Raw genomic sequence first — 12548 nt, forward strand, 5'->3', positions numbered from 1 at the left:
GGGTGTGACGGGAACGTTAAATGCTTACCCTACTTACATTATAGCTTACTTATCTCTGATTTATTGTTTAAGTCCCGATAAAAAGAAACTTTTTTGTGATGACTACTGATACTACTCCCAAGATTCTCGTTGTGGATGATGACGCAGCCATCCGCAATCTAGTTCATCGCTTTTTAAATCAGAAATATCAAGTAGATTCGGCAGCAGATGGCGAGACGGCTTTAACATTGTTTGAAAAATTCAAGCCACTGCTAGTAATTCTTGATTGGAATTTGCCGGATACTACAGGCTATCACCTCTGCCAGGAAATGCAGCGCCGTACTAATGTTTTTGTGGTAATGCTAAGCAGCCGTACAGACGAAGCGGATAAAATTAAAGTCCTGTCCGCAAGTGCTGATGACTATATCTGCAAACCCTTTGGTTTGGCCGAGTTGGCAATTCGTATAGAAGTTGTGTTGAGACCCATGAGGCCTGTGACTCCATCACGTATTGTATTCGATGGATTCGCGATCGATTCAGCGCGCCGGGAAGCAACACTCAACGATCGCATTATCAAGTTAACAGCCTTGGAATTTAAGATATTGTATTTTTTGGCTAGTCATTCCGGTCAATCTTGGAGTCGCCAACAGCTAATCGAAAAAATTTGGGGGTGGAACTGCGACGATACAGGAGAAGAGAAAGTTGTTAGCGTACATATCGGTCAGATTCGCAAGAAAATGATGGAAGTTGATGCTACTGGATCGCAGTTTATTAAAACTATTCGGGGTTACGGTTACAGGTTCGAGTCGCCCGTTAGCGAAGCCCTCGAAGAGGATCGCACGGCAATGGCAATTTCCTAAGCTCATCGGCATTAACCACCTTATTTGGTGAAAAACCTATTTTCCCACCTGCCGTGGGGCAGCCAGATGCCTCCTAGGGAACGAACGCGATCGGGTAACATGAAGTATGCCCCAGCCGTGCCTAAAGGTTTGAGCTGTGGATCGAAGATTTCGATTTCCTGTCGCTGATATTCGTTTTGTGTCGGTTCCCGCAGCGGATGATAGTCTTCAAGTCGGTCTAAATCGTCCAAAATAGCCGAGCTTGCGAAACAGAGGAGAAAACCGCAGACTGTGCCATCTCCGGCCATCATCGCAGGATAGCCGATCGGCAGGGCAAAAAGTTGACCGCGGGCGATCGCGGGGCAAGCATCCACAACTTTTCCTTCGCAGTAGCGGAGGTAGTTGGACTCCCCCGGTTTGAGAGTGCCGTATACAAAGACTTTCATCGGGTAGGGCTTAACCGCTAGTTTTTGCTAACATAGATGGCTAAGCTAATAGTTTAAGTCTCGCGGGCGATCGCGACTGCAATCTTGATAAATTTCGTTGTTTACCCTTTCTTATAATTCATGACTCTAGCAGTTAGTTTTATTGCTTTTGGACTTCGGCCTTTGTACTTGAGCTCTTTTTTGCCGTCCCTGCCCCTGGACAGCTTGTTTTCGACTCAAGGGATTATGGTAATGCTGCTGGCCGCCTATGCGGGGGCGATGTGGATGTTTCTCACCAGTGCTCCGAAGGTACACACGGTGATGGTATCGGATCTCGGGCAAGCGAGGGAATTCTATGAAGGTATGCTAAACCTGCCCGTAGCAGAAGTGCCGCTGCACTACTACTACAATTACGAGCAAACTTTGGGGACAACTGGTATCGATCCGCTGTATTTGTCGCCGAATGTCGGGAGGGCAACGAGCTCTCAAACGATGGGGAGTCCGGATGGTTTGTGGTATCAGTTGATGAAAAATACCCAACTGCACATTATTAGCGGGGCCGGTGTAGGGGAAAAAAATCGCCCGCGTCACGTTTGTTTCGATCGCGAATGTTTGGATCAGCTATTGATGAGGGTACAAACTCGCGGCATTAGTTATAAAATTCGCCGGGAAAAGCCGCTGAATTTTTTGGTCAAGGATTACGACGGCCTGGTCATTGAAATGGCTGAGGTTAGTAATTAGATAAGACTCGGCTTTTGAAACCGATCGTACACAAAATTTAGTCTCTGCAGAGAGGGACAAAAGAATCAAAGGGGTATTACATCCCAAGTTAGAAACCCGGTTTATCTAAAAAACCGGGTTTCTTATTCATTAATTAATCTTAGATTCAACGCTAGATTTTTCCGAAACCGCCGCTGCTTTAATCTCTGAAATCGCTTTCCGGCTGAAGAGTTGGAAATAGAGAGAAACAAAAAACTCTTTGACTGGAAAAACAATAAAAGTCAAAGGATTAATTGTCACGATGATATTGCGAACATCGGCTTTAGCTTGTTTGACAACTTGCTGCGCTACCCAATCTGGAGACAGAATGCCGATCGGGTTTAAGTTGCTTTTAAACGGCCCTAAAATTAGTTTGCGGACGATGCAGGGTGCGTCTAACCGGCGCAGGGTGACTAAATCTCCCAGGGCGCGTTTGCTGAGTTCGTACAGGGGACTGACAGCGGGAATTACTTCTGCTTCGGAAGTGTTGATCCAGACTTCTTTGCAAGCGATGTTTTCGTTAGTGCGGACTGTTAAGAAAAAGAGTTCCATCAGCCGCCACGCGGAAAAAGTGTTAATTTCGTAGGAGTTGGCGATCGCTTCTCCTGTTCTTTCTCCGTGTACATTAATCCCGTGATTGATGACGAGAAGATCAATTTTTTCTAACAATAGGGCTAAGTCTGCCTCTTGGCCAGCTTGCCAAGTTACGGTTTTTACAGGTAAATTTTCGCCGTCTACATCCAAAGTAATTTCCTCATTTCCAGAGGTGAGGGCGATTACTTTTGCACCAGCTTTGTGCAGGTGTTTGAGAAGCGAACGACCTAAAGTTCCCGATGCACCGGTGACGGCTACAGTTTTGCCTTTGAGAGAAAGTGCTGTACCCATAAGTTTATCTATTAAGGTGAAAGTACCGCAATAGTAAGCATTTTGATTGTCGAAGTGATGCCGCCAGTGATAAGGTTTATTAACTAACCACTTGCCAGGGGGAGTAAGGAAATCTCCCGGTTGGTGGGTGATGTCGGTTAATTCGTCTGCGCCTTTGATGCCGCACGCGCGGGCGATCGCGCTCAACAAAAAGCCTAAAGTATAAATACAACCCGCTGCTGCGCCCCAGTGATATTCCGGCAGCCCAAAATAAGCTACAACCCACAGCAACAAGCCCAAAACCATCATCGCCGCACCTTCGGGCACGTCGTGACGCCAGTGTGCTTGCTTGTAAATAGTCTCGCTGACGGGGGTCAAATTAGGGCGGAAAACGCGGTGATGCCAAGTGTGCAGCTTTTGCAGGGGTGCCCAATAATGGGACACGACGTGATAAAAGTCTCGTATTATTTCTGCCCAGCAGACAGAAGCTATTGCCAAAGCGCCGACTATCCAGTAATTTACCATGCTCGCACCAGTTTGAAATTTGAGATATTAGATATTGTCTGCTTTGAAAGATAACTCAAAATGGCTTTTATTGCTAGTCTGGAAGTTGACTCAGGCGTTTTAAAATCTGCAAAACCCGGTACAATTCATTGCCTGGATTGGAAATAACAAATTCAGCCGATCGCGCATACTGGGGAGTTTCCCCTCTAACTAACTTGACAAAATTGAAGTTAGCACCTGTGGCAATCATTCCAAAAGTAGGAGTTTCAGGATTGGGATCTGCCAGCATATATGTCAGGAGTTGGGCAAGTGCTTCGTCAGTTGAAAACGAAAGTTGTTTGGATTCAATTACTGTCACCCACAAGTTTGCTTTCATAATTAGGATATCTATTCTGCCTTCGATGATTCTGCCTTCGTCTTCCTCTTGAATGGATATCGACTTTTCGGCTTTGACTTGAAAAGGAGACTCATACAGACCGGCAATAAACAAAATAGGGCTGATGATTGTTAGCTTGACGGCATTGTCCAATACAGGCGGGGTGTCTACCAAGTTGAAGTATATGTCTTGGACGCGATCGAGCAATTGTTTTTCTGAGTCTGTTACGTCGGGCAAGTTTTCTTGCCATTCTCGGAAAAATTCACTGTTGCGAACTCGCTGCAAGCCGAAGTTATCGATTAGATAGCGGAGGTTGATATCTCTTGCTTGAAGTTTTTGCATTATGATATTAATAAAGTTTTTAATCGTTATTAATAATAAGTTTAGCAGAATTCTGATTGTTGACCGCAGATGAATGCAGATGAAATGCAGATAAAGCAGATTTGGCTGAGATGTCTGTTTATGGGGATTTGCGATCGGCAATTCGCTGTTTTTGCGTGGCTTGCATTTCCAGCAATTGCGGCACGGTTACAAAACGATATCCCTGCTGTTTGAGTTTGGGAATAATTGCAGATAGCGCCTCGACTGTTTGCTGGCGATTGCCGCCGCCGTCGTGCAACAATACGATCGCCCCCGATGTCGCTTGGGATAGCACGGTAAGAGCGATCGCAGCGGCCGGAGGTTGCAGAAAGTCTTTAGGGTCGATCGACCACATCACCACTACATAATTTTTCTTTTTAGCGTAAGCTGCCAAACCGTTATTTAAGCGGCCGCCGGGAGGGCGAAACAAGAAACTTTTGGCCCCAGTCGATCGAGAAATATGAACCCCAGTATTATCTATTTCATCTGATGCTGTTTTTTCGGTAACATTGTGAGAATAGTGATGCCAACTATGGTTGCCGATCGCATTTCCCGCTTGCACAACTCTTTTCGCAATTTCTGGATACTCCCGCAAATTTGCACCCAAACAGAAAAATGTACCCACAACTTGATGTTTCTGCAAAATTTCTAATATTTTCAAAGTTTCAGGCGAAGGGCCATCGTCAAATGTCAGGGCGATAACTTTTGAGTTGTTAATACTTGCTTTATAAACTATTTGGCTGCGAAATTGCGCGGGCGGTGCGAAGACTAAAGGTTGTTCGGGAGGTTTGGGAGAGGGAGTTGCGGGGGGAGAAGGGGGTGTTTTTAGTTTTCGGGGTTTCAGCAGGTTTGGCGGGGGATTTTCAACTGGTGCGATCGGTATTAACGGATTTGAATTGGCGGTTTTTCTGTTTTCCGACAACAGAGAAATTGTGATGCTCAATCCGATAAGTATAACGGTTTTAAGACCCCGTTTTTTATTGCCTTTGCGACTCATCCGATATAGGAGTTATTTTGAACAATCTCATTATGCCTGATTGTTCTGCTAGCTTAAAAATTTTGTAAATTATTTTTTTTTGCCAAACGTCGATCGCACTAAAGCTAGACTTAGGCAGAAACCGGGTTTTTTTAGGCAAATCAATCGTGGCTAGCCACCCTTTCCGCTATCAAAACCCGGTTTCTTATTAATAAAAAATCTACACTTTCAGGCTCTTTCCGCGACAATAAAACAACGTGATGACACCCTATCTGTCAAGGAATATCTACAATCGGCAAGTTTGCCGTGCCCTTTCATCCTCGGGTTCTTGCCACCCAAAAGCAAAATGACTCACCGCATTAATTTGCGGCGTCGCCGAGCGAATTGCCCGCATTTGAATCTCCAAAGACGGCCGATTTTTCAGAGGTTTTCCCCAATCTCCAGCAATGGCAGGAATAATTTTCGCTCCCGCAGGTGCTAAACTCACTGTTCGCTGGACCTGTGGCACAATGCAGCTTACATCGCCGCAATTTCCGTAAGACATGGCGTGGAATTCCATTGCAGCCGGAAAGGTGTCCCAAGGCTGCAATCTCGAATCATATCCCCCTTGATTTATGGCTTGATTTGCAGTGGGAAAAAACACCGCTCCTACAGGAATTCCCATCCTTTGAGCTGGTTGAATTGCTATCCCCAAAAAATCTAAAATCCCTTGGACTGCGTGAGCAACGCTCAGTTTCCACAAATCTTTTTGCAGAATGCCAGTATCGGGAAGCGGCGGTGTCGGTTTTGGTGTGGCAGTTGCAGCGTTTGGCTTGTTAGCGGCGGGAGTTGTTGAGGCCGATCTTGATGCGGCATTCTCCCTTCTAGAAGGTGGAGTTGCTACTGACATCGCCTGCGGAATTCGCCCTTGCCAAAGAGGTTCTCGCTCAGTTGGATACTGTTTGACTACTGCTTGAACGTCATTAGGATTGATAAATCCCTTAGTCAAATACCGCTGAATTAAATCTCGCCCTTGCTGATTGTTAGCCCGCTGCAAAAGAACTTGCTGCGATGCTGGGCCGTAAATCCACAAGTCTTGAACTTTGGTAGCCACTGAAGCGGGTCCGATGCCCCGTAGATAGCGAATGTAGTCGAACAACATTCCTTGGGGCTTGCGCTTGACTATTTGATTTACTAACAAAGTATAGTCTTGCCGTGCTTGTGGGTTGTACGGATCGATAAAGGCTTGGTTGCCCGGAACTTCTCCGAAGTCCTCGTTAATTGCTGCCTCTTCACTTACTGTTAAACTTGTCTGATTTTTACCGTTGATAGCGAGGGTTTGCTGTCTGTCGGGACGCTGAGCATAGCTATAGCCAAAGTTCATGGTAAATAACCAGGCGTAAACTTTTAAACCTCGCTGTTTGCCTTTGGCGATCGCCTTTTCTAACAAATCGTATTTCTCGTAACCGCGATTTCTCAAAACAGAAGGCCAAGCCGTAGGATTGTCTGCGACTGGTAGCAGCACTTGACCATCGTAAAACACTTCAACATAGACTTGGTTGTAGCCTTTATTCACAACTTTGTCTAATACTCGATCGAGTTCTCCGGGTCTGACATCGCAGGGATACAAACGCAGCCAAACTGCTTGGGTTTCCGGCCAAGTTTTTTGGCGGCATTCTGCTATTTCCCGCGCGTGTTTGTTCAAAACAGCAAAATATGCTTGCTGAGATTCCCGTTTTCCCGACAGCGCGGCGCGGCGCAAGTCTTCTTTTTGATTGACCTGTTCTTGGGATAATTGGCAGTAGGCTGATGTTTGGGCAAAAGCTGGTTGATTTCCGATAAACGGCCAAACAAGCTGGCTGATGAAGCTACTGGTTAAAACAGCAGTTACCGCACTTAAAAAGCGTCGCTGGTGTTGAAAATTCGCGATGCGAGTTGGTGCAATTTTCATGGGAGAATGGAATGGGGTTTTCTGGTTTAAATTGGGTGGCGATCGCAAAAATGCGATCGCGCTCAACAAGCAGCTACAAATTTTCTACTTTTTTCGGTTGACTTAGTTATGGCACAAGTCGATCGCACAATGCAAATTCTATCTGGCGGCAATTTAAATTCAATAAGGGCGATCGGGTAAGATAAAACTCGGTGATTCCACCGCTGCTATGTTATACAAACTTTCCTCTGCCTAACAGTTGGCGCGCAGGCACTCGCCTTCGCGGACTCAAAAATAAAGGGGGTAAAAAGCCCGGATTTGATATCATATCCAGTTCGATTTTTCAGGATTTTTTCCCTAAATTCTGCATAAAAAAGCGCCTGGGTACAGTGGGCGCTAAAAGCAGTTGATATTTCTACTAAAAATTGTTAACACTCAAATATCAAGGATGAAAGATGAATTATTAAAATTTCTCCTCGATCCTAAATTTTGAGATTAAGCTCCTCTGTTAAGAGCAGCTTCAATCTGCTGAAATTCTGACTCAAGACGCTTTTTCAATTTTTCAGGAACGGGACGGTTTGGATAGGAACTGTAATGTCCTGCCAAAGAGTTTAATGCCGTCCGCATTGTCGTGAAAGATGCCAGCTTGGTAAGAGCGGGATCGCGGCGGTATTCAGCAAAAAAATCGTTGATACTTGTGCGAGCCTTGGCTTGAGCCGCTGCTTTTTCCGGCGTGCCCTCTGGCAAAGTGAGCGCTGTTCTCAAGCTGTTCACTAATGCTAATGTGTCTTGGCCATAATCTCCACTCAGAGTGGCTGGAACATTGGTACAGCCCGCTACGCCGATGACAACAACTAATACCAGGGCTAACAGACGGGAAATGTAATGCTTCATAAGGGTTAGAAAAAAGGAAGCGAAAGAGGCAATCAAAATTAACCTTTATCCTATCTCGAATTGAGCTAATAATGCCAACTTCTCCATTTTTTTTGTACCATTACCATGAAACATAAAATTTGTCAATCTAAAATCTACAATCTACAATCTACAATCGATTGATTTGTCCAGCAACGACGGATAGAATTTGGGTTTGTCGCAGCCACTGAGCGTCAAAAGCGCCTAAGTGAGTCGTAGTAATCAGAGTTTGAAATCGTTCTTGAATTGTTTCTAAAAGTTGATTTTGGCGGCTCAAATCGAGTTCTGCAAGTACGTCGTCGAGCAACAGTAAAGGCGCTTCGCCGACGACTTCTTCAATAAGCTGCAATTCGGCTAATTTTAAGGCTAATACTAGAGTTCGCTGCTGACCCTGAGATGCGTATTGACGAGCTGGAGTATTGTTAATTGTAAATGTAATATCGTCGCGGTGGGGGCCGACTAAAGTGGTTCCTTGAAACTGTTCTGCGATCGCCCTTTTTTGAATTTTCTCTAAAAATGCTTGTCGCACTCCTTCGAGATTATCTTTAGCGATTAATTCCGCCCCTACTTCAATATTAGCATCGTATTTCACATCTAAAACTTCTCCTGAACCGCTAATTGAACGGTGCCAATTTCGAGCTAAAGGCATCAAACGCTCCAAAATTCGATCGCGCCTGCGGATAACGCGAGCGCCCGCTGTCGCCAACTGCGCGTCCCACAAAGCTAATTCCGAACTGGGAATTGGGAATTGGGAAGTGGGAATGGGGAATTGGGAATTGGGGATTGGGAAGTCTTCTGTATTTTCCGGTTCGGAACTTTCGGGTGCAATAAATCGCATTTTGTCAAAACCTTCGGAAAATTCCGCTTTCCTGATTTCTTTAGAACGTTTCAACAAAGCGTTTCGCTGGCGCAAAATTTGGTTGTACTGCTGCAAAATGTGAGCGTAAATCGGTTCTAACTGGATGACTAGGCGATCGATCCAATTGCGCCTTCCTTCGGGCCCGCCGCGCACTAAGTCCAAATCCAAACAAGAAAATTGCACTACATTTAAGACGCTCAAAAAGTCTAAATGGCGGCGCAGCGGTTCACCGTTGATCTTCAGCGTTCGACGCGCCCCAGAGCGAAGAGTTAAAGCTAAGTCGATTGCTCCGGTTTGACGTTCGAGTGTAGCATCAATTTGCCCGATCGGCTTTGAGTCGAGTATTAAATCGCGATCGCGCCCTACCCGGTGGCTTTTTAAGGTAGAAAGCAACTCTACCGCTTCTAACAAGTTAGATTTTCCTTGCGCGTTATTTCCTACTAAAATGGTTTTGGGAGCGTCAAACGCTACCTTTTGATCGAAGTAGTTCCGAAACTGCCGTAGGTGCAGCGTTTTTAAATACATACTATTAGTAATTGGTAATTATTGGTAATACACTCATCGTGGGGTGCACGACCGGGCGCACCTTACAGGTTGGCCACCGAGCGCTTTTACGATTGCGATTTTCGCCGAGCGTTGCCCTCGCAATGACATTATAACGAAGTAATAAATGTTTTATTGTGACACAATCTATTTAGTCTTCATAGCGATGACTTTCGCTGGAGGCCAGGGGTTTTACACCCTGGCGAATGTTGAGAATAGTGCTAAGCGAGCGCTCTAGCTAATAAGGAAACATCAACCAGTATGCCTTAGCCATTATTAACACTATTTTCTAGCTTTGTAAAAGCGCAAAAACAGTTTTTCCATTTCAATCCAGACAAACATCAGAGCGCTGAAACCGAAGCAAACTAGCAACTCAAACCCCGTTAAATAATGAGTCCCAAAAAATGCTCTCAGCGGCGGAACGTAAATCAGCATCAATTGCAGAATAGTAGTCACAATTACAGCCGCCCACACAAAAACATTAGTGAAGGGATTTAACTCAATAGTTAGCTGAGTGTTAGACCGAATTGCGATCGCGTGACCCATTTGCGCCAAACAAAGAGTTGTAAACACCATTGTTTTCCAAGCATCTGGATCTCCGTGTCCGGGAGAGTGAGTATATCCGTAAGCCCAGGACATCATCGCGATCGTCAAAATTGCAAAAATAATCCCGATCCGAATCATGTAAGAACCCAAACCCCGCGCAAAAATACTTTCTCGCGGACTGAAAGGAGGCCTTTTCATCACGTTCGGTTCCCCCGGTTCCACAGCCAACGCCAAAGCGGGAACGCCGTCTGTTACTAAGTTCATCCACAAAATTTGCAGCGGCGTCAGCGGCACTCCTCCCAAACCCATTAAAGGTGCGGCCGCAATTGTCAAAACTTCGCCGATGTTGCTGCCCAAAATGTATTTAATAAAGCGGCGAATATTGCTATAAACCACTCGCCCTTCTTCAGCGGCGGCGACAATAGTTGCGAAGTTGTCGTCGAGGAGCACCATATCGCTAGCTTCTTTGCTGACATCGGTGCCGGTAATCCCCATAGCGATGCCGATATCGGCTTGTTTCAAGGCGGGGGCGTCGTTAACTCCGTCGCCGGTCATCGCGACAAATTTGCCCCAACTTTGCAAAGCTTGGACTATTCGCAATTTGTGTTCGGGGGAAACGCGGGCGTAAACGCTAACCTGTTCGACTTGCTGTTTGAGTTCTTCTTGGCTGAGCTTTTCTAATTCTTGACCGGTGAGAACTCGATCGCCCTCTTTAGCAATACCTAAATCGTAGGCGATGGCTTTTGCTGTCAACTGGTGGTCTCCTGTAATCATCACCACCCGAATGCCAGCATTGCGGCACTTCACCACTGCTTCCCGCACTTCCGGGCGCGGGGCGTCCAGCATACTGACGAGTCCCAGCCAAATCATGTCTTGTTCGCTGGTTTCCTCAGAACCTTCGGGCGGCACGTTTTCCCAGAGTTTGTACGCAAACCCGAGGACTCGCAAACCGCCGCTTGCCATGTTGTTGTTTTCGGCGAGGATGCGATCGCGCATTTCCTGCGTTAAAGGTTGTACTCGATCGCCGACTATAATGCCTTTGCAGCGCTCCAAAGTCAACTCTGGAGAGCCTTTGGTCAGCATCAAATAATTCGGCTGCTGTCCTTCTGCTGCGGGAAATCCCGAATTTCCCGATCGGCCGGGCACTTCGCAAATCACGCTCATGCGCTTGCGTTCGGAAGAAAAAGGAAATTCCGCCGTCCGCGGCAGCAATTGAGACTGTTTATCCTTATAAATGCCTGCTTTTCCCGCTACACACAGCAGAGCTCCTTCTGTGGGGTCGCCTAAAATCTGCCATTCTTGCTGTTCTTGTTGCAATACTGCGTCGTTGCAAACTGCACAGGCAATTAATAAAGATTCGAGTTCTGGATATTCCTCTAAATTATTAATTTTGGCCGATGTCAGGCGATCGCTAAAATCTCCGATCGGGGCATAGCCATCGCCTGCGACGGCGACTGTGCAGTCGCCCGTAGACACTAGCTGAACTACCATTTTATTTTGAGTCAGAGTACCTGTTTTGTCAGAACAAATGGTAGTTACCGAGCCCAAAGTTTCTACCGCAGGCAGTTTGCGAATCAGGGCGTTTCGCTTCACCATCCGCCTAGTTCCGAGTGCCAGAGTAACTGTCACGACTGCTGCGAGTCCTTCGGGAACCACAGCCACAGCCATGCTCAGAGAAACTTCTAACAAATCTTCAAACCTGCTGGTATCGAACCCGATGCCGCCGTTTTGGAAGGTAATCATGCCGCCGATGACGACTATTGCGACTAAGGTTAGGGCACCGGAGACTAGAACATTTCCCAACTGGCTCATCCGCTGTTGCAGGGGAGTCGGTTCGTTTTCTACTGACTGAAGCATGGCGGCAATTTTGCCCAGTTCAGTTTCCATTCCGGTGTTGGTGACGATCGCCTTTGCTCGTCCCTGAACAACTTCTGTGCCCTGAAAAATCACGTTGAGTCGATCGCCCAAGGAAGCATCTTCGGCAAGTTCTAGATCAGCTTGCTTGGTTACTGCTAGAGCTTCTCCTGTCAAAGCAGATTCTCTGACTTGCAGATTTGATGTTTCGATCAAGCGTGCGTCTGCTGCTATTTTTACCCCAGCCTCCAACAGCATCACGTCTCCGGGTACGAGTTCCTTGGCTGCTATTTCCGAAGTTTTGCCGTCCCGCACGACTCTGACTAGGGGAGAAGCGAGGTTTTTGAGGGCTGCGAGGGCTTTTTCAGCACTTTGCTCTTGGAAATACCCGAGAATGCCGTTGAGTATGACGATCGCAAAAATGGCGATCGCATCTTTGGGAAAAGTATTCGACCGAATGTCCAAAAAAGCCGAAATCACGGCCACACCCATCAGCATCAACAACATGATGTTGGTGAACTGATCGACAAAAATCGACCACGGACTGCGGCCTCCTGTTTCTTCGAGTTCGTTGGGGCCGTATTGCTGCAAGCGTTCTGACACCTGTTGGCTGCTCAAGCCAGCCTCTTTGTTGCTGCTTAGCTGCTGGAGAGTTTTGTCAATTGCTACGGTGTGCCAAGAAGAGGGAGAAGTTGAAGACATAAATTACGATCGCGCATGGGGAAATTAGGCGAATCAGGCCGGAAAGCTACAGCCGATGGATGTGGCTGATTACAGCCAGAGACTTTTAAGTTTTGAGTTCTGAATCAAAAACTGTTTAACTTGGGACTCGTTTTGGGCGGT

At 46.5% G+C, this 12548-nt stretch carries 10 protein-coding genes; 2 read left to right on the forward strand and 8 right to left on the reverse strand.

Annotated elements, in window-relative coordinates:
• Positions 1–98: 98 nt before the first annotated feature.
• Entirely contained in the window at positions 99–839 is a 741-nt protein-coding gene (locus QUA62_RS19220) for a response regulator transcription factor (RefSeq protein WP_333406032.1), read from the forward strand.
• Positions 840–859: 20 nt separating this feature from the next.
• Here the strand turns inward: QUA62_RS19220 and QUA62_RS19225 are convergent, their stop codons facing one another.
• Entirely contained in the window at positions 860–1264 is a 405-nt protein-coding gene (locus QUA62_RS19225; protein ID WP_333406034.1) for a gamma-glutamylcyclotransferase, read from the reverse strand.
• A gap of 120 nt (positions 1265–1384) precedes the next feature.
• Between QUA62_RS19225 and QUA62_RS19230 the strand changes: the two genes are divergently transcribed.
• A complete protein-coding gene (locus QUA62_RS19230; RefSeq protein ID WP_333406036.1) occupies positions 1385–1984 on the forward strand; it encodes a glyoxalase-like domain protein in 600 nt (199 codons plus the stop codon).
• A 129-nt stretch (positions 1985–2113) separates the two neighbouring features.
• Here QUA62_RS19230 and QUA62_RS19235 read toward each other — a convergent pair whose 3' ends face one another.
• From QUA62_RS19235 to QUA62_RS19265, 7 genes are all read right to left on the reverse strand, one after another.
• Complete coding sequence (locus QUA62_RS19235) at positions 2114–3391, reverse strand: bifunctional sterol desaturase/short chain dehydrogenase (protein WP_333406038.1); 1278 nt, start codon at positions 3389–3391, stop codon at positions 2114–2116.
• 73 nt (positions 3392–3464) lie between these two features.
• A complete protein-coding gene (locus QUA62_RS19240; RefSeq protein WP_333406040.1) occupies positions 3465–4088 on the reverse strand; it encodes a restriction endonuclease subunit R in 624 nt (207 codons plus the stop codon).
• Positions 4089–4206: 118 nt separating this feature from the next.
• Positions 4207–5103 (reverse strand): polysaccharide deacetylase family protein, encoded by an 897-nt coding sequence (locus QUA62_RS19245; RefSeq protein WP_333406042.1) that lies wholly within the window; start codon positions 5101–5103, stop codon positions 4207–4209.
• Positions 5104–5368: 265 nt separating this feature from the next.
• Positions 5369–7012 carry a family 10 glycosylhydrolase gene (locus tag QUA62_RS19250; protein WP_333219677.1) on the reverse strand — a complete coding sequence of 548 codons (1644 nt, stop codon included), beginning with the start codon at positions 7010–7012 and terminating at the stop codon, positions 5369–5371.
• A 474-nt stretch (positions 7013–7486) separates the two neighbouring features.
• Positions 7487–7885 carry a photosystem II protein Psb27 gene (gene psb27 / locus QUA62_RS19255; protein ID WP_333178376.1) on the reverse strand — a complete coding sequence of 133 codons (399 nt, stop codon included), beginning with the start codon at positions 7883–7885 and terminating at the stop codon, positions 7487–7489.
• A 148-nt stretch (positions 7886–8033) separates the two neighbouring features.
• Positions 8034–9287 carry a DNA replication/repair protein RecF gene (locus QUA62_RS19260; RefSeq protein ID WP_333406044.1) on the reverse strand — a complete coding sequence of 418 codons (1254 nt, stop codon included), beginning with the start codon at positions 9285–9287 and terminating at the stop codon, positions 8034–8036.
• A gap of 300 nt (positions 9288–9587) precedes the next feature.
• Positions 9588–12407 carry a cation-transporting P-type ATPase gene (locus tag QUA62_RS19265; RefSeq protein ID WP_333406046.1) on the reverse strand — a complete coding sequence of 940 codons (2820 nt, stop codon included), beginning with the start codon at positions 12405–12407 and terminating at the stop codon, positions 9588–9590.
• Positions 12408–12548 lie beyond the last annotated feature (141 nt).

The sequence above is a fragment of the Microcoleus sp. MON1_C1 genome (assembly GCF_036701945.1).
In the GTDB taxonomy this organism is placed as follows: domain Bacteria; phylum Cyanobacteriota; class Cyanobacteriia; order Cyanobacteriales; family Microcoleaceae; genus Microcoleus.